The sequence below is a fragment of the Clostridium sp. K13 genome, from assembly GCF_019734195.1.
Lineage (GTDB): Bacteria > Bacillota > Clostridia > Clostridiales > Clostridiaceae > Clostridium.
This window is the reverse complement of record NZ_JAASHM010000001.1, coordinates 79,781-97,205: the sequence shown is the minus strand read 5'-3', so window position 1 is coordinate 97,205 and position 17,425 is coordinate 79,781. Positions and strand designations below refer to the sequence as shown.

Sequence of the window (17,425 nt, the reverse complement as noted above, 5' to 3'; positions counted from 1 at the left end):
ATTTTAGTATACAAAAAAAGATACAGTACTTAATCTACTGTATCTTAACTTGATTAAATTCCCACTATAAATGTTAAATAATAAAAAACAACTACTGCATTAAATAAAATTGAATCAAATCTATCTAATATACCACCATGCCCTGGAATAAGATTACTATAATCTTTTAAGCCAACAAACCTTTTAATAGATGATGCAACTAAATCTCCAAACTGTCCCATTATTCCACATAATGCTCCTATTAAGAAGAAATGAATTATACTTACTTCTGGAACATAAGCACTAACTGCAACACCAAATAAACCACATCCAATAGTAGCACCTAAAAATCCACCTATTGATCCTTCAATAGTTTTTTTAGGACTTACTTTTGGGCAAAGCTTATGTTTACCAAAGAATCTTCCAAAATAGTAAGCAACAGTATCAGAAAGCCATGATCCTATGAATATTAGCCATACTAAATATTGTCCGGCAACCTTTTCATTAACTAGTGGAATAAAACTAAATAATATTACAACATAAATAAATCCTAAGAATGTTATAGCTACATCTACAAAAGAATATTTTAAATCAACTATTGGTATTATCAATGCTATTACCATAGCTATAACTAAAATATACATCATTTTTTCAAAATCATTATTAAAAGCATAATAAACAATTAATAAAATGTAACTAATTATTGGAATACTTTTTATTTCCTTTGTTTTTAAAGCATTATAAAATTCATATAATCCACATACTGATAATGCTATAGTAAATAACTTTAGTGGTAATCCACCTAAAAGTACAAAAATTAATAATGGAGCAAGTACAAGTGCTCCTAAATACCTACTATTTAACTTCAACCTTCTAACCTCCTCTAACTAAACGCCACCATATCTTCTATCTCTATTTTGATAATCATAAATGGCTTTTTGTAAATCTTTTTCGCTAAAATCTGGCCAGTTTACATTAGAATACCAAAATTCTGAATATGCACATTGCCATAATAAGAAATTACTTATTCTTTGTTCACCTGAAGGTCTTATTATTAAATCTGGGTCTGGACAGTTATTAGTGTATAAATAATCTGAAAATCTCTCTTTTGTAATATCAGCTTTATTTATTTTACCACTTTCTACATCTGTCACTATATTTTGTACCGCTCTTATAATTTCATCTCTTCCACCATAATTAAAGGCAACATTCAATACTAACCCAGTATTATTTTTTGTTAACTCTATAGAATCTTCAATTTCTTTTTTACAATCCTCTTGAAGTGCACTTATATCACCTAAAACTCTTAATATAACGCCATTTTTATGTAACTCACTAACTTCACTTTTTAAATATTGCACTAAAAGCTTCATTAGAGCATTAACTTCATCCTTTGGTCTTTTCCAATTCTCAGTTGAAAAGGCATATAGAGTTATATATTTTATTCCTAATCTATCAGCTTCCTTTACTATTCTTCTGATAGTTTCAACTCCAGCTTTATGTCCCATAGTTCTAGGCATATTTCTTTGCTTAGCCCATCTACCATTTCCATCCATTATTATAGCTACATGTTGAGGAACATTTTTTTCATCTAATTCTATATTTAATTCTTCATTATTTTTAGTAGCTTTAAAAAAATTAAACATTTGCTTCCTGCCTCCAATTTACTTTATATAAAACCTAAACATTAAAATTTCACTTAAGAAAAAAACCTGCTAAATAGCAGGTTTTAAATTGACATAATCTCTTTTTCCTTAGCTACAACAAGTGAATCTATTTCTTTAACAAATTGATCTGTCTTCTTTTGAACAGCTTCTTCACCCTTTTTAACTTCATCTTCTGAAATATGTCCATCCTTTTTTAATGCTTTAATCTTTTCATTAGCATCTCTTCTTATAGATCTAATTGCTACTTTAGCATCTTCACCTAACTTTTTAACATTTTTAACAAGATTTTTTCTTGTTTCTTCTGTTAATTCTGGAACTAATAATCTAATTATAGATCCATCATTAGATGGGTTAATTCCAAGGTCAGATTTTAAAATTGCCTTTTCGATATCTCTTAATAATGACTTATCCCATGGAGTTATAACTAACATTCTTGGTTCTGGAGCAGATATGTTACCAACTTGTTCAATTGGGCATAATCCACCATATGCTTCTACTTGTATTCTATCAAGCATCTTAGGGTTAGCTCTACCAGCTTTTAATGTTGTTAAATCTGAAGTTAAAACAGAAATAGTCTTTTGCATTTTTGATTCTGCTGTACTTAATAATTCTTTTATCATATAATCCTCCCTATTATTTAGATACTATTGTACCTATCTTTTCGCCTTCCATAACTCTCTTGATATTACCTTCTTCACTAATACCAAAAACTAATATTGGAATGCTATTATCCATACATAATGTAGTTGCTGTTGTATCCATTACTTGTAATCCTTGTTCAATTACTTCCATATATGATAGTTTATCATATTTTTTAGCATCTGCAAACTTATTTGGATCTTTATCGTATACACCATCAACATTTTTAGCAAGTAAAATTACATCTGCTTCTATTTCTGCTGCTCTTAAAGCTGCAGCTGTATCAGTTGAGAAATATGGATTTCCTGATCCTGCCCCAAAAATTACAACTCTTCCCTTTTCTAAATGTCTAACTGCTCTTCTTCTTATAAAAGGTTCAGCTATTTCTTTCATTTCTATAGCAGTTTGAACTCTTGTTTTAACACCAATACCTTCTAAAGCATCTTGAAGTGCTAATGCATTTATACAAGTAGCTAACATTCCCATATGGTCTGCTGTAGTTCTGTCCATACCTTCACCAGTTCTACCTCTCCATATGTTACCGCCACCAACAACTAAACCAACTTCAACATCCATGTCTACTAAAGTTTTAACTTCTCTTGCAATTCTTCCTACTACATCAAAATCAAACCCAAATCCATTTGATCCAGATAAAGCCTCACCTGATATTTTTAACATTACTCTCTTATATTTACTATTTGCCATTGTAATCCCTCCTGCTATATATGTACTCTTTTCCTTAAAAAAAGAGAACACCAAAGTGTTCTCTTGATATTACATACCCATAGTTTTAGCAACTTCTGCAGCGAAGTCTTCTTCAACTTTTTCGATACCTTCTCCTCTTTCGAATCTAGCGTATCTTGTAATAGTTATTGGAGAACCAACTTCTTTAGATTTTTCTTCTAAGAATTTAGCTATTGATTTATCTCCATCTTTAACCCATGCTTGATCTAAAAGACAAACTTCTTTGTAGTACTTTTGGATTCTTCCCATTACCATTTTGTCAACGATCTTTTCAGGTTTTCCTTCATTTAATGCTTGAACTCTGTAGATTTCTTTTTCTTTTTCTAAAGCTTCGTTATCTACTTGTTCTCTGCTTAAGAATAGAGGATTTGCCGCAGCAACTTGCATACAAACTTCTCTTGCAACTTCTTCTAATACAGCGCTATCAGTGTCACAAGCAACTTCTACCATAACACCAATTCTTCCGCCACCGTGAATGTAGCTAGCAATAGCTCCGTTTTCGATGTTGAATTTAACAAATCTTCTTACTGTCATGTTTTCGCCTAATTTTGCAATTAAAGCTGTTAAAGCTTCTGTAATAGTAGCTTCTCCATCAAACTTTTCAGCAACTAATTCTTCAGCAGTTGTAGCAGAAGTGTTAGCAGCTATTTCAGCAACTTTTGTAGCGAAAGCTACGAACTCTTCGTTAGCAGCAACGAAGTCAGTTTCACAGTTAACTTCTACCATAGCAGCAGTTTTCTTGTCAGCTGAAACGAAAGTCTTAACGATACCTTCAGCAGCAACTCTACCAGCTTTTTTAGCAGCAGCAGCTAATCCCTTTTCTCTTAAAAATTCAACAGCTTTTTCTATATTTCCTTCAGTTTCAACTAAAGCCTTTTTGCAGTCCATCATTCCTGCGCCAGTCATTTCTCTTAATTCTTTAACTGATTTAGCAGTTATCATTATTAAATTCCTCCTTGACATTAAATGTAAACCTTATTTTAGGTTAAAAGGTAAATGAAGTTGCCCTCACCTACCTCTTAAAATTATTACTCAGCTAATTGTTCGCCTTGTCTTCCTTCGATGATTCCATCAGCTAATTTAGCAGTTATTAATTTAACAGCTCTGATAGCATCGTCGTTTCCTGGGATTACGTAATCAACTTCTTCTGGATCACAGTTAGTATCTACGATAGCTACTACTGGGATTCCTAAGATTTTAGCTTCTGATATAGCGTTCTTTTCTTTTCTTGGGTCAACTACAAACATAGCTCCGATGTTGTTAACATCTAAGTTAGTGATACCACCAAGGTTAGTTTGTAATTTTTCCATTTCGCCTTTTAACTTGATTACTTCTTTCTTAGGTAAAACATCAAATGTTCCATCTTGTTCCATTTGTTGTAATTCTTCTAATCTCTTAATTCTAGTTTTGATAGTTTTGAAGTTAGTTAACATACCACCTAACCATCTGTTGTTAACGAAGTGCATGTTTGATCTTATAGCTTCTTCTTGAATAGCTTCTTGAGCTTGTTTCTTAGTTCCAACGAAAAGAATGTCTTTTCCTTCAGTTGATACTTCTCTGATGAAGTTGTAAGCTTCTTCTACCTTCTTAACTGTCTTTTGAAGATCTATTATATATATTCCGTTTCTTTCTGTGAATATATATGGAGCCATCTTAGGGTTCCATCTTCTTGTTTGGTGTCCAAAGTGAACGCCTGCTTCTAATAATTGTTTCATTGATATAACTGACATTTTGTTACCTCCTGGTTTTTCCTCCACAACCTTCATTCTTATAAAGCTTCCCAAAATTAGGCACCAACTTTATAAATTGGGTTATGTGCGTATTTATTTACCTACGTTAGTATATCATAAGCTTTATATACTAGCAACATATTTTTTGCATATTTTATTTTTACCGTCATAAAACTATAATTTTATAGTTTTATTCATATAATAAAACTGCTTAAATACTAATATTCTTATATAAGTTTAAATATTCACTATATATTATATCCTAATTATAAAATATAAAACTTTTTTCTTTCTATAATAAAGATTCTATTGTATAAAAATAAGCTATACTTCTGTATAGCTTATTTTCTATCTTATCTTCTTTAATTCTTCTACTAATTTTTCATTTAAAATTTTAATATGAGTTCCCTTCATCCCTAAAGATCTTGACTCAATTACACCAGCACTTTCAAACTTTCTTAATGCATTTACAATAACACTTCTTGTTATTCCTACTTTATCTGCAATTTTAGATGCAACTAATAATCCTTCATTACCTTCTAATTCGTTGAATATATGCTCTACAGCTTCTAATTCAGAATAAGATAAAGTTCCAATGGCTAATTGAACAACAGCTTTCTTTCTTGCTTCTTCTTCTAGTTCAAATTGCTTAGCTCTTAACATTTCCATTCCAACTATAGTTGTACTATGTTCTGCTAAAACTAAATCTTCATCTGTAAATTCTTCACCGAATCTTGCTAAAAGCAATGTTCCCATTCTTTCACGATTACCTACTATAGGTACTATTGTAGATATCTTATTAGAAACTTCACAAGCTCCTTCACCCTTAAATACACAGTTGCCATTACTTTTAGAATTTGCTAAAGTTTCTGAAATTTTTAATAGGCTTTCATTATATCCTATTGGAAATCTACCTTCTTCTAAAACATACTTTTTCATTATTCCACATTCAAAATCTGTTGAAAAAGTATGTCCTAAAACTTTTCCTTTTCTACTAATTATATATACGTTACATTCTAATACTTCACTTAAAAGTTTGCATATATCGTCGAATACTACCGGGTCTGCACCACCCTTTTGTAAAATCTTATTTAATCTTCTAGTTTTATTTAATAATGATGACAATTAAATACTCCCCCCATCATAAGCCTTATCACTAAATTGTTAATTTTCAAAATTCTCAAAATTTTAAGATATCACTTCTAATTCTTATACTATCATATAAGATTTTTTTTTACAACAATTTTTACATTCTTTCGACAAGGTGTGATTCGAAGATATTCTATTTATCGTCTTTTTTTTCAGTATCATCCTCTAAAGGCATTGTATTTCCACATTCAGTATTTGAACATATAGCATATTTACCTTTAGTCTTTGAATATTTAATAGTCATATAACTACCACATTTTGAACATGGTTCCTTTATTGGTTCATTCCAACTTACAAAGTCACAATTTGGATAATTAGAGCATCCAAAGAATTTCTTTCCTTTTTTACTTCTCTTAGCTAATATCTTTCCACCACATTTTGGACAAGGAACATCTAGTTCTTCAACAATTGGCTTAGCATTATGACATTCTGGATATCCAGGACATGCTAAGAATGTACCATATCTTCCACGCTTTATAACCATCATTCTTCCACATTTATCGCATGGAACATCACTAACTTTATCTTCAATTACTACTTTTGATATTTCTTTTTCTGCTTTATCAATAGCTATTTTAAGAGGCGCAAAGAATTCTCCTACTACAGCCTTCCACTCTTCACTACCTTCTTCGATATAATCAAGCTTTCTTTCCATATCAGCTGTAAAATCTACATCAACTATTTGTTTAAAATAATCTGACATTATATTATTTACTATAAATCCTAACTCTGTTGGAACTAAATTTTTCTTTTCTCTTACTACATATTCTCTACTTAATATTGTAGAAATAGTAGGAACATAAGTACTTGGTCTACCTATTCCCTTTTCCTCAAGTAATTTTACAAAAGATGCTTCTGTATATCTTGCTGGAGGTTGTGTAAAGTGTTGTTTGCCTTCTACTGATGTTGGTGATAATACTTCACCCTCTTCTAACACAGGCAATGTTACATCATTATCATCATCTTCTGTTGTATAGTCATATATCTTCATAAATCCATCAAATTTAATAGTTGATCCTGATGCTTTAAATGAATATGCGCCATTTACTATATTAATACTATTAGTATTTAATGAACATGATGCCATTTGGCTTGCAATAAATCTCTTCCATATTAAACTATATAATTTATATTGTTCAGGTGATAAACTTGCCTTTGCTATTTCTGGTGTTATTTCTACATGAGAAGGTCTTATAGCTTCATGAGCATCTTGAATATTTTTTTTACTTTTGTAAACTCTAGCTTTTTCAGGAAGATATTCATTTCCATAGTTTTCTTTTATAAAGTCAACTGCTTTACTTTGAGCTTCTTCTGAAATTCTTACAGAGTCAGTTCTCATATAAGTTATTAAACCTACTGTTCCATATCCTTTTACATCAATACCTTCATAAAGAGCCTGTGCTATAGACATAGTTCTTTTAGTCATAAAGTTAAGCTTCTTAGAAGCTTCTTGTTGTAATGTACTTGTTGTAAATGGTGGTAATGGATTTTTTAATCTATTTCCTTTTTTCACCTTATCTATTCTGTAATCATTTTCTTCTAAATCTTTTATTATTTTATTTGCTTCTTCTTCGTTATTTATTTCTATCTTTTTATTTTCAAACTTTGTTAGCTTTATTGGGAATTTTTTTCTTTCCTTTTTTAAAACACAATCTACTGTCCAATATTCTTTTGGTTCAAAAGCCTTTATTTCCTCTTCTTTATCACAAATAAGCTTTAGTGCAGCTGATTGAACTCTACCAGCACTTAATCCCCATTTAACATTTTTCCATAGTATAGGACTTATTTCATAACCAACAAGTCTATCTAATACTCTTCTTGCTTGTTGCGCATCAACTAAATTTAAATTTATCTTTCTTGCTTCTTTTATAGATTCCTTTACAGCACCTTTTGTTATTTCATTAAATACAATTCTGCATGTATCATCTTCTGAAATCTTTAATATATTGGCTAAATGCCAAGATATTGCTTCACCCTCTCTATCGGGGTCGGTTGCAAGATAAATTTTATCTGCTTTTTTAGCTGCTTTTTTTAATTTAGTTATTAATTCACCTTTTCCTCTAATAGTTATATATTTGGGATTAAAATTATCTTCTATATCAACGCCTAATTTACTTTTAGGCAAATCTCTAACATGCCCCATTGAAGCTTCAACTGTATAATTCTTACCTAAATATTTACTAATTGTCTTTGCTTTTGCAGGTGACTCTACAATTACAAGATTCTGACCCATACCATCAACTCCTATTTATCTCTTAGGAGCTTTTACCCCCCTAAAACTCTAACTAATCTTTACGTAATAATTGCCTGGCAGGCAAATAATTTCATTTTCATTTTGCATTTCAAATAATAACTCAAACAAAGCTATCCTGTCAATATTTAGACTTCCAATTATTTTATCTATATGTATAGGTTCTTTTCCTATTACATCCAATAAACATTTTTTAATACTATTTTTAGCATTATTTTTATCATCTTTTTTAATTACATTAAGAAATTCATATAAATCTTTTTTCCCTAAAAACGGACGTGCTCCTTGATAAATTAATAAATTACACCCCTTACTGGTTTCATTAAAAATTGGTCCAGGAACAACCATAACATCTTTAGATTGACTTAATGCATAATCAACTGTTATTAAGGATCCGCTTTTGTTAGATGCTTCTATAACAATTACACCATTACTTAATGCACTTATTATTCTATTTCTTTGTGGAAAATTATAAGATAGTGGCTTAGTTCCTGGTAAAAATTCTGATATTAATAACCCATGTTCAGAAATTCTATCATATAAATTTTTATTAAATCTTGGATATACAACATCTATACCACATCCTAAAACTCCTATAGTCTTTCCACCTCTAAACAAAATTTCTCTATGGGCAATTGAGTCTATTCCTGCTGCTACACCACTTACAACTCCATATGAAATATTATATAATTCTGAAACTATAAATTTAGTAACCTGTTCCCCATAATTAGTATTTTTTCGAGAACCAACAATTGCAACCATATTATAATTTAATAGTGTTATATCTCCCTTATAAAATATAACATATGGAGGATTGTCAATATTTTTTAATCGATCAGGATATAAACTAGATGAATATGTTACATACTTTATGTTATTTTTAAATAAATATTCCTCTAATTTTTCTTCTTTTTCCTTATTATTATTTTTTATTTTTGTTAAAAAATTTTTATGCAATAATTTTTCTTTAATTATATTATCAATATTATTATAAATATTTTCTTCATTATTATACTTTTCTATTAATTTTATCTTAGCATAATCAGATAATCCTAATGTTATAAGCCAGGTTTTATACTTATCCATTCTTAAAATTCCTCTCTATATTATTTCTCCAAAAATATTTTTTCTAAAGCCTATAGCCTCAATAATATGGTAATCCATTATTTCAACACTACAATCCAAATCAGCTATAGTCCTAGCTACCTTTATTATTTTGGTATAACCTCTAAGTGTTATGTCATACTTGCGATAATACTCTTCTAAAACTTTTTTTGCATTTCTATTAATATTACATAAATTCAAAACATCTTTACCTATAATCTCTGAATTATACCTATATTTCGTTCCTTTAAATCGTTCTTTTTGAATTTCTCTGGCCAAAATTACATTATGTCGCATATTGTCAGAATTAATTTTATCTTTTTTTGCATCGATTTCATTTAACTTTATTCTCGGAACAAAATTCAATATATCAACTCTATCCAAAAGTGCTCTTGACATTTTATTTATATATCTCTTTTTTTCTAGCTCACTGCAGGTACAAGTCATACCTGAATCATGATCAAGCAGCTTTCCGCAAGGGCATGGGTTAAATGTACCTACAAGTATAAAATTACTAGGTAATGTATAATTTTCCTTAACTCTTGAAATATTTATAACTTTTTCTTCTAATGGCTGTCTTAAAAGCTCTAATATTTCCTTTTTAAATTCTAATATTTCATCTAAAAATAAAACTCCATTATGTGCTAATGTTATCTCTCCAGCCTTTACATCCTTGCCGCCTCCAATTAGTGCTGTTTTAGTTATAGTATTATGTGGAGCTCTAAATGGTCTTGATATATCATATCCCTCATTCCACATTCCTGATATGCTATATATTTTTGCTACTTCTTGCTGCTCTTCTATAGTCATAGGAGGCATAATTGATGGTAATGCCTTTGCTAACATTGTTTTTCCTGAACCTGGTGATCCAAATAGCATTATATTATGATTACCTGCGGCTACAATCTCCATTGCTTTTTTAGATGTATATTGCCCCATTATATCTTCAAATCTATTTATAAAAACCTCTTTAACCTTTTTCTTTTTCTCCCCTTTATAAGGAAGCAAATCTTGATTTTGTATATATGATATTACTTGATTTAAAGTCTTAAAGGGGAAAAAGTTTCCTAATACAAAACTTCTCATTTCCTTCAAGTTCTCAAGTGGAAAAATAAAATTTCTTTTTTTATTACTATCACCTTCAAAAATAATCGGTACTGCACCTTTAACCCCTTTTAACTCACCATTTAAAGAAAGCTCTCCAAAAACAATATAATCTTCTAATGATTTTTCTTGAATTTGTCCTGATACCATTAATATCCCTAAGGCTATTGGTAAATCTAAAAGACTACCAATTTTCTTCACATCTGCTGGAGCTAGATTTATTGTAATTCTTCCTAGTGGAAATTCATATCCACTATTTACAATAGCTAATCTAACTCTTTCTTTAGATTCTTTAATTGATGTATCTGGTAATCCTACGATATTAAAACTAGGAATACCTCTAGTTATATCAACTTCAACATTTATTAACACTCCATCTAATCCTCTATGGGTAGCACTAATTATTTCTAAAGCCATGCTTTATATCAATCCTTCCTTTTCTATATTCACTTTTTTCATTATTGACATGGTTATAATTATTTAACCTTATTTGAATAAAAAAAAATTTAAAGTCTATCATTTATAGATAGAGGTGAAAATATGAAAAAATATAATAAAGCAATTGGAGCCTATGGCGAAACTATTGCTCGTGATTTTCTAACTACTAATGGATATAAAATATTAGACATGAATTATAGAAATAGATGTGGTGAAATAGATATAATCTGTAAAAATAATAATATAATAATTTTTTGTGAAATAAAAAGTAGATATACAGATACCTTTGGAAGTCCAATAGAATCTATTACATATTATAAACAAAGACAAATTATAAAATTGTCCGAAATCTATTTATTATATAAAAAATATCAAAACTATAATGTTAGATATGATGTTATTGAAATTATTTTTAATAATAAAAATGCATCTTTTAAATTAAATCATTTAAAAGATGCATTTAGATCGTATTAATTATATAACTTTTATTAAAACATATACCTACTAGTTATTAGATAAAATATTAGTTAAAAATGACATTCTGTGTATTTCTGTAGGACCATATGATTTTATTCCTTCAATATGCTTTGAAGTTCCATAACCTGCATTTTCCTCAAAGCCATAGTAAGGATATTTTTCAGCATATTCCTTCATTAAATTATCTCTATATACCTTAGCTACTATTGATGCTGCTGCAATACAGGCTGATTTTGTATCACCTTTAATTACAGACTTATTAGGTATCTTTATACCCTTAACAGTATATCCATCTGATAAAACTAATTCCGGTTTTACATCTAAACTATTACAAGCCTCTAAAAAAACCTCATTGTTACAAACTCCAATTCCTCTTGAATCAATTTCATTTGCATCACGAGAAGATATATAATATGCTAATGCTTTTTCTTTAATTATATCTGCTAATTCTTCTCTTTTCTTTTCACTTAATTTTTTAGAGTCATTTATCCATAAAATTAATTCATCATCAATTACATTTAAATCTAAAACTACAGCACATGATACTATAGGACCTGCTAAAGGTCCCCTCCCTACTTCATCTACACCTGCAATAATATTATATTCCCCAAAAGACTTATCAAAATTATACATTCCTCTTACTCTTTTGATTTCGTCTTCAATCTTATCTTTAGCTTTTTGAATCTTATCACCTAAACTATTAATATTTTTTCTTTTATCACTTTTTAATATATTAATAATCTCAATTAGCGTTGATGAATTAAGTAATTCTTTTACATTTATTTCATCTACCTTTTCTTTAACAGCTTTGAAACTTAACTTGCTAATATCAGTAGTTAATATATCCATTATCTTTTTTCCTTCTTCTTTTCGTTTCTCTTTTCTTTTCTTATTCTTCTTTTTCTTTCTTTTTCTGTTTCTTCTTTCTCAACAACTTCAACTTCCTCAAAAACATCATCAGGACGCTCTAAAGAAATTTTTCCTAGCTTTCCACCTCTGAACTCATCTATAAGCATAACAGCAATTCTATTATAATTAATTTCATTACGAGCCATTATACAACCTCTTTTTCTAGCAATAGCATCAAGGTTATCTAATGGATTTTCAAGTATTTCTTCTATTCCAAATCTTTCTATTAGTCTATCTGGATAGTATTCTTGAAGTCTTTCAACTAGCTTAAGTGCTAATTCTTCTATATCCATAATTTCATCTTTAATAGCCCCTGTAAATGCTAAGTTTAAAGCTGTTCTTTCATCTTCAAATTTAGGCCATAATACCCCTGGAGTATCTAACATTTCCATATCAAAAGCTGTCTTTATCCATTGCTTACTCTTAGTAACACCTGCTCTATCTCCAGTTTTAGCAATATTATTTCTTGCCATTTTATTTATGAATGTTGATTTACCGCAGTTAGGAACTCCAACTACCATTACTCTCATCATAAATTTAACTAATCCCTTAGCTTTAGCTCTATCATGCTTTTCTTTTAATAATTCTAAAAGTGCTGGTTTTATTTGTTGTAATCCTTGACCTTTTAAACAGTTAACTTCTAAAACCTTAACATTCTCATTAGATAATTCATCTATCCAGCTTTTAGTAACTTTAGCTTCTGTTAAATCACTTTTATTTAATAAGATTATTCTTGGCTTACCTGAACAAAGCTTATCAATATCTGGATTTGCAGAACTTCTTGGAATTCTAGCATCTCTAATTTCTATTACAGCATCAACTAGCTTTAAATTATCTTCTATTTCCCTCTTTGTCTTTTTCATATGCCCAGGGAACCAGTTTATTGTAGCCATAATACATCCTCCTTTATTTAAATTACGAAGCAATCTATTAAGTGAAGAGTGAATAAGTAAGAGTGAAAAGTTAAAGAAACTGTGATAGCAGTTTCAACCTTGACTTTTCACTTTTCGTTATCAACTCTTACCTTAAATAAAATTGATTAGCAATATATTTTAATTATTATCATATTTATATTATTGCAAACAAAAAGGGACTTAATACTAAGTCCCTTCATATCTTTATTAACTTTTAATTATCTAGTTAATAATTCCTTAACTTTAGCAGCCTTACCTACTCTATCTCTTAAGTAGAATAACTTAGCTCTTCTTACTTTACCTCTTCTTGTAACTTCCATCTTTTCGATGATTGGTGAGTTAACTGGGAAAGTTCTTTCAACTCCAACACCGTAAGCAAGTCTTCTTACTGTGAAAGTTTCTCTTAAACCACCGTTTTGTCTCTTAATAATAGTACCTTCGAACATTTGGATTCTTTCTCTGTTACCTTCTTTAACTTTAACGTGTAATTTAACGTTATCCCCAACATTGAAGTTTGGTAAGTCATTTCTCATTTGTTCTGCTTCTATAGCTCTTAATATTTCGTTCATCGTGCATTCCCTCCTAAATTGATAATTGACGCTCTTAACAAATACTTTGACAGCGGAACGCCCGTACTAGCACAAAATTTATTGTAACATAAGTTTTTTTATATTTCAAGTTATTATTTTTTGCTATTTAATAATTTTTTATCCTCTTTTGTCAGTATTATATCCTTATATAAATCTGGTCTTCTTTCCCTTGTAACTTCAAGTGATTGTAACCTTCTCCATTTTCTTATATTCTCATGATGTCCTGATAATAATACTGCAGGCACGCTTTCTCCCTCAAAAATTTCAGGCCTAGTATATTGTGGATATTCTAATAAACCATCAGAAAAAGACTCATCTTCATGACTTTCAGACTTATTTAATACCCCTGGTACTAACCTTAAAATAGAATCAATAACAGGTATTGCTGCCATTTCTCCACCAGTTAATACAAAATCACCTAAGGAAATTTCCATATCAACCTCCTTAAAAGCTCTTTCATCTATGCCTTCATAATGTCCACAAAGAAAAATAAGATTTTCTTCTTTAGATAACTCTGTTGCCAATTCTTGATTAAAGGTTTTTCCCTTTGGTCCTAAGAAAATTACCTTACCTTTATTATTTTCTCTACAAGCTCTTATAGAGTCTACTACAGGTTGAGCCGCCATTACCATTCCAGCTCCACCTCCATAAGGATAATCATCAACTTTCTTATGCTTATTCAATGTATAATCTCTTATATTTAAAGTATCAATTGAAATTAATCCTTTTTCTTGAGCTTTTCCTATTATACTATGATTAAAAATATTAAACATCTCTGGGAATAGAGTTAGAATACTAATCTTCATCCATCCATTCTCCTACTGGTCTTATTGTAATTTTTCTCTCATCTATATTAATATCCACTACTATTCTTTTTAATACAGGTATTAATATTTCCTTAGGTTTTCTTATCCAATATACATCGTTATTTTTAGTTTGAATAACATCATAAATTTTACCGATTTCTTTTCCTTCAGTATCAAATACAGTACATTCTCTTAGATCAGCTAAGAAATAGCAATCTTCTTCAAGTTCAACTGCATTTTGTCTTTCTACTTCCATAAATTTTTCTTTAAGCCTTTCTGCATCTTCTATTTTATCTATGCCTTCAAGTTTAACTATAACTCTATCTTTTTGATATTTACACTTTTCTATGTTAACTTCTTTACCATCAATTAAAACATACTCTAAATCATCAAATCTTCTTACATCATCAGTTAATGCAATAACCTTAACTTCACCTTTTAAACCATGAGTATTTACTATTTTACCTACTTTTAAATTCTTACTCACAAACTTCACCTCTTATGTTAGTTTAATTTTTTTCCTATATTATTTATATCAAACTTTTTATATTTTAGCAAAATTATTTATTTTACTTCTGAGTCACCCCAGGGGCCTATTATATTTATCTAATAAAAAAAGAGTTAGGAAACTCCTAACTCTTTACATCGATAATTTCAACTACTACTTTTTGATTTTCGTTTAGTGCTGCGGCTTTTACTACGGTTCTAATAGCTTTCGCTACTCTACCTTGCTTACCGATTACCTTACCCATATCTTCAGGAGCAACCCTTAACTTAAGAATTAAGTCTTGCTCTCCTTGAACTTCATTTACATGAACTTCATTTGGATTATCCACTAGGGATTTAGCAATTATTTCAACTAAATCTTTCATAAGAGTCTGCAAATACTATGTACTAAACTGTAATGTATTTTGCAGAGTTCACCTCCCAAAAATTACTTGTTAAGTCCTACTGTGTTGAATAGTCTCTTAACTACGTCTGTAGGTTGTGCACCATTGTTAATCCACTTTGTAGCTTTTTCTTCATCGATTTTGATTTCAGCTGGTTCAGTTATTGGATTGTAGTACCCGATTTCTTCGATGAATCTTCCATCTCTTGGGCTTCTAGAATCAGCAACAACAACTCTGTAGAAAGGAGCTTTCTTAGCACCCATTCTTCTTAATCTGATTTTTACTGCCATTAATTTCACCTCCTTTAAAGGGTTATGTTATATATAAACTCTTAAAAAGGTAATTTACCAAATAGACCTTTCTTGGACTTTTTAGTCAATGATTTCATTTGCTTCATTTGCTTTCTCATCATATCATGTCCTTTTATGAGTTTGTTAACTTCTTGTAGTGATGTTCCAGAACCCATAGCTATTCTCTTCTTTCTTGAAGAAGAACCAACTATTAGTTTTGGATTTTTTCTTTCCTTAGGAGTCATTGAATGAATTATCGCTTTTACTCTAGCTAACTGTTTTTCACCAGCATCAAAGTCAATATCCTTCATCTCCTTAGGTATTCCTGGTATCATCTCCATGATTTTACTTAATGATCCTAACTTTTTCATTTGCTCCATAGCTGTTAAGTAATCATCATAAGTAAAGTCATTTTCCATCATCTTTTGACCTAACTCTTTAGCTTCTTTTTCATCAATTGCTTCTTGAGCTTTTTCGATTAATGAAAGTACATCTCCCATTCCAAGAATTCTACTAGACATTCTATCCGGATGGAATACTTCAAAATCATTCATCTTTTCCCCAACACCAATAAATTTAATTGGCTTTTGAGTCATATGTCTAATTGATAAAGCAGCTCCACCTCTTGTATCTCCATCAAGTTTTGTTAATATAACTCCTGAGATATCAAGTGCTTCATTAAAGGTTTCTGCAACATTTACAGCATCTTGTCCTGTCATTGAGTCAACAACAAGTAAGATTTCTGAAGGATTAACTTCAGCCTTTACATCTTTAAGTTCAGTCATTAGCTCTTCATCTATATGAAGTCTACCAGCTGTATCTATAATTACAACATTATTTCCGTTTTCCCTACCGTATTTTATACCTTCTTTGGCAATTTGTACAGGGCTAATTTTATCACCCATTTGGAAAACTGGAATGTCAATTTGCTTTCCTACAACCTCTAATTGTTTAATTGCTGCTGGTCTATATATATCACAAGCAACTAATAAAGGTTTTTTATTTTTATCTTTTCTTAATTGTAGTGCAAGTTTACCAGCCATTGTGGTTTTACCAGCTCCTTGAAGTCCAACTAACATAATAACAGTTGGTCCAACACTAGAGAAGTTGATTTTACTTTCACTACCTCCCATAAGATCTGTAAGCTCATCATTAACAATCTTGATGACTTGCTGAGCAGGTGTTAAGCTTTCTAAAACTTCACTACCAACACATTTTTCACTAACATTTTTAACAAAAGTTTTTACAACCTTGAAGTTAACGTCAGCTTCTAATAACGCAAGTTTTACTTCTCTCATGGCTTCTTTAATATCTTTTTCGCCTAATTTACCTTTGCCTCTAAGTTTCTTAAACGTTTCTTGTAACTTATCAGCTAAACCTTCAAAAGCCATGTTAACCCTCCTATGCCTATAAATTTTCTAGATTTTCTTTATAATTTATGTAGTCCTCATTACTTAAAGAATATTTGCTATTAATATTATCCAAAATATTAATAATCTTTTTTTCTTTTTCTAAAGACTTTTCAAGTAAATTTAATTTACTTTCATAGGCTAGAAATTGTTTATAGCATCTTTTTATAAGGTCATGAATCGCTTGGCGACTCGTATTGTTTAATTCAGCAATCTCAGCTAAGGATAAATCCTCATTGTAATATAGCTCCATGATACTTTTTTGTTTTTCCGTAAGTAATGGACCATAACAATCCATTAGTAAGGAAATCTCAACTCTATCTTCCATGCATATC

General features: G+C 30.0%; 20 protein-coding genes. 1 reads left to right on the top strand and 19 read right to left on the bottom strand.

The features are described 5' to 3' along the window. Positions 1-53 precede the first annotated feature (53 nt). From HCG76_RS00475 to HCG76_RS00430, 10 genes are all read right to left on the bottom strand, one after another. Positions 54-848, bottom strand: coding sequence for a phosphatidate cytidylyltransferase (locus HCG76_RS00475; RefSeq protein WP_221698386.1), 795 nt, complete (start codon positions 846-848; stop codon positions 54-56). An 18-nt stretch (positions 849-866) separates the two neighbouring features. Continuing rightward, positions 867-1,625 (bottom strand): isoprenyl transferase, encoded by a 759-nt coding sequence (locus HCG76_RS00470; RefSeq protein WP_221698385.1) that lies wholly within the window; start codon positions 1,623-1,625, stop codon positions 867-869. A gap of 83 nt (positions 1,626-1,708) precedes the next feature. After that, entirely contained in the window at positions 1,709-2,266 is a 558-nt protein-coding gene (frr, locus tag HCG76_RS00465; protein WP_221698384.1) for a ribosome recycling factor, read from the bottom strand. 13 nt (positions 2,267-2,279) lie between these two features. Next, positions 2,280-2,990, bottom strand: coding sequence for a UMP kinase (gene pyrH / locus HCG76_RS00460; protein ID WP_195989882.1), 711 nt, complete (start codon positions 2,988-2,990; stop codon positions 2,280-2,282). 69 nt (positions 2,991-3,059) lie between these two features. Then, positions 3,060-3,971: a translation elongation factor Ts gene (gene tsf, locus HCG76_RS00455; protein ID WP_195989881.1), complete on the bottom strand. Its 912-nt coding sequence runs from the start codon at positions 3,969-3,971 to the stop codon at positions 3,060-3,062. An 86-nt stretch (positions 3,972-4,057) separates the two neighbouring features. Continuing rightward, positions 4,058-4,759 carry a 30S ribosomal protein S2 gene (gene rpsB, locus HCG76_RS00450; protein WP_195468441.1) on the bottom strand — a complete coding sequence of 234 codons (702 nt, stop codon included), beginning with the start codon at positions 4,757-4,759 and terminating at the stop codon, positions 4,058-4,060. Between the two features lie 348 nt (positions 4,760-5,107). Beyond that, on the bottom strand, positions 5,108-5,884 hold the full coding sequence (gene codY, locus HCG76_RS00445; RefSeq protein ID WP_221698383.1) for a GTP-sensing pleiotropic transcriptional regulator CodY: 777 nt from the start codon (positions 5,882-5,884) through the stop codon (positions 5,108-5,110). Between the two features lie 157 nt (positions 5,885-6,041). Then, entirely contained in the window at positions 6,042-8,141 is a 2,100-nt protein-coding gene (topA, locus tag HCG76_RS00440; protein ID WP_221698382.1) for a type I DNA topoisomerase, read from the bottom strand. 48 nt (positions 8,142-8,189) lie between these two features. Then, the gene (gene dprA, locus HCG76_RS00435) at positions 8,190-9,245 is read right to left on the bottom strand and encodes a DNA-processing protein DprA (protein WP_221698381.1); all 1,056 of its coding nucleotides are present in this window, start codon (positions 9,243-9,245) and stop codon (positions 8,190-8,192) included. 15 nt (positions 9,246-9,260) lie between these two features. Next, the gene (locus HCG76_RS00430; RefSeq protein ID WP_221698380.1) at positions 9,261-10,784 is read right to left on the bottom strand and encodes a YifB family Mg chelatase-like AAA ATPase; all 1,524 of its coding nucleotides are present in this window, start codon (positions 10,782-10,784) and stop codon (positions 9,261-9,263) included. 123 nt (positions 10,785-10,907) lie between these two features. On the opposite strand from HCG76_RS00430, the gene HCG76_RS00425 reads away from it, so the two are divergent. Then, a complete protein-coding gene (locus HCG76_RS00425; protein ID WP_221698379.1) occupies positions 10,908-11,279 on the top strand; it encodes a YraN family protein in 372 nt (123 codons plus the stop codon). 30 nt (positions 11,280-11,309) lie between these two features. On the opposite strand, the gene HCG76_RS00420 is transcribed toward HCG76_RS00425, so the two are convergent. From HCG76_RS00420 to HCG76_RS00380, 9 genes are all read right to left on the bottom strand, one after another. Next, positions 11,310-12,131 carry a ribonuclease HII gene (locus HCG76_RS00420; protein ID WP_221698378.1) on the bottom strand — a complete coding sequence of 274 codons (822 nt, stop codon included), beginning with the start codon at positions 12,129-12,131 and terminating at the stop codon, positions 11,310-11,312. Next, complete coding sequence (gene ylqF / locus HCG76_RS00415) at positions 12,131-13,084, bottom strand: ribosome biogenesis GTPase YlqF (protein WP_221698377.1); 954 nt, start codon at positions 13,082-13,084, stop codon at positions 12,131-12,133. Before ylqF ends, HCG76_RS00420 begins: the two co-directional genes overlap by 1 nt. 239 nt (positions 13,085-13,323) lie before the next feature. Continuing rightward, positions 13,324-13,674, bottom strand: a complete 351-nt coding sequence (gene rplS / locus HCG76_RS00410) for a 50S ribosomal protein L19 (protein ID WP_221698376.1) — start codon at positions 13,672-13,674, stop codon at positions 13,324-13,326. A gap of 113 nt (positions 13,675-13,787) precedes the next feature. After that, complete coding sequence (gene trmD, locus HCG76_RS00405; RefSeq protein ID WP_195988914.1) at positions 13,788-14,501, bottom strand: tRNA (guanosine(37)-N1)-methyltransferase TrmD; 714 nt, start codon at positions 14,499-14,501, stop codon at positions 13,788-13,790. Further along, positions 14,491-14,988 carry a ribosome maturation factor RimM gene (gene rimM, locus HCG76_RS00400; protein WP_221698375.1) on the bottom strand — a complete coding sequence of 166 codons (498 nt, stop codon included), beginning with the start codon at positions 14,986-14,988 and terminating at the stop codon, positions 14,491-14,493. The genes trmD and rimM overlap by 11 nt, the downstream gene beginning before the upstream one ends. 145 nt (positions 14,989-15,133) lie before the next feature. After that, positions 15,134-15,373 carry a KH domain-containing protein gene (locus tag HCG76_RS00395; protein ID WP_221698537.1) on the bottom strand — a complete coding sequence of 80 codons (240 nt, stop codon included), beginning with the start codon at positions 15,371-15,373 and terminating at the stop codon, positions 15,134-15,136. A gap of 62 nt (positions 15,374-15,435) precedes the next feature. After that, positions 15,436-15,681, bottom strand: coding sequence for a 30S ribosomal protein S16 (gene rpsP / locus HCG76_RS00390; RefSeq protein WP_042396852.1), 246 nt, complete (start codon positions 15,679-15,681; stop codon positions 15,436-15,438). Between the two features lie 41 nt (positions 15,682-15,722). Continuing rightward, complete coding sequence (gene ffh / locus HCG76_RS00385) at positions 15,723-17,072, bottom strand: signal recognition particle protein (RefSeq protein WP_221698374.1); 1,350 nt, start codon at positions 17,070-17,072, stop codon at positions 15,723-15,725. A 16-nt stretch (positions 17,073-17,088) separates the two neighbouring features. Continuing rightward, positions 17,089-17,418 (bottom strand): putative DNA-binding protein, encoded by a 330-nt coding sequence (locus tag HCG76_RS00380; RefSeq protein WP_221698373.1) that lies wholly within the window; start codon positions 17,416-17,418, stop codon positions 17,089-17,091. Positions 17,419-17,425: the final 7 nt, after the last annotated feature.

Bases quoted from the DNA above. Each gene is read 5' to 3' on its own strand.
- frr (WP_221698384.1), bottom strand. From the start codon at position 2,266: ATGATAAAAGAATTATTAAGTACAGCAGAATCAAAAATGCAAAAGACT.
- pyrH (WP_195989882.1), bottom strand. From the start codon at position 2,990: ATGGCAAATAGTAAATATAAGAGAGTAATGTTAAAAATATCAGGTGAG.
- HCG76_RS00380 (WP_221698373.1), bottom strand. From the start codon at position 17,418: ATGGAAGATAGAGTTGAGATTTCCTTACTAATGGATTGTTATGGTCCA.
- topA (WP_221698382.1), bottom strand. From the start codon at position 8,141: ATGGGTCAGAATCTTGTAATTGTAGAGTCACCTGCAAAAGCAAAGACA.
- rplS (WP_221698376.1), bottom strand. From the start codon at position 13,674: ATGAACGAAATATTAAGAGCTATAGAAGCAGAACAAATGAGAAATGAC.
- ffh (WP_221698374.1), bottom strand. From the start codon at position 17,072: ATGGCTTTTGAAGGTTTAGCTGATAAGTTACAAGAAACGTTTAAGAAA.
- HCG76_RS00395 (WP_221698537.1), bottom strand. From the start codon at position 15,373: ATGAAAGATTTAGTTGAAATAATTGCTAAATCCCTAGTGGATAATCCA.
- tsf (WP_195989881.1), bottom strand. From the start codon at position 3,971: ATGATAACTGCTAAATCAGTTAAAGAATTAAGAGAAATGACTGGCGCA.
- rpsB (WP_195468441.1), bottom strand. From the start codon at position 4,759: ATGTCAGTTATATCAATGAAACAATTATTAGAAGCAGGCGTTCACTTT.
- HCG76_RS00420 (WP_221698378.1), bottom strand. From the start codon at position 12,131: ATGGATATATTAACTACTGATATTAGCAAGTTAAGTTTCAAAGCTGTT.
- HCG76_RS00470 (WP_221698385.1), bottom strand. From the start codon at position 1,625: ATGTTTAATTTTTTTAAAGCTACTAAAAATAATGAAGAATTAAATATA.
- rpsP (WP_042396852.1), bottom strand. From the start codon at position 15,681: ATGGCAGTAAAAATCAGATTAAGAAGAATGGGTGCTAAGAAAGCTCCT.
- trmD (WP_195988914.1), bottom strand. From the start codon at position 14,501: ATGAAGATTAGTATTCTAACTCTATTCCCAGAGATGTTTAATATTTTT.
- ylqF (WP_221698377.1), bottom strand. From the start codon at position 13,084: ATGGCTACAATAAACTGGTTCCCTGGGCATATGAAAAAGACAAAGAGG.
- HCG76_RS00425 (WP_221698379.1), top strand. From the start codon at position 10,908: ATGAAAAAATATAATAAAGCAATTGGAGCCTATGGCGAAACTATTGCT.
- HCG76_RS00430 (WP_221698380.1), bottom strand. From the start codon at position 10,784: ATGGCTTTAGAAATAATTAGTGCTACCCATAGAGGATTAGATGGAGTG.
- dprA (WP_221698381.1), bottom strand. From the start codon at position 9,245: ATGGATAAGTATAAAACCTGGCTTATAACATTAGGATTATCTGATTAT.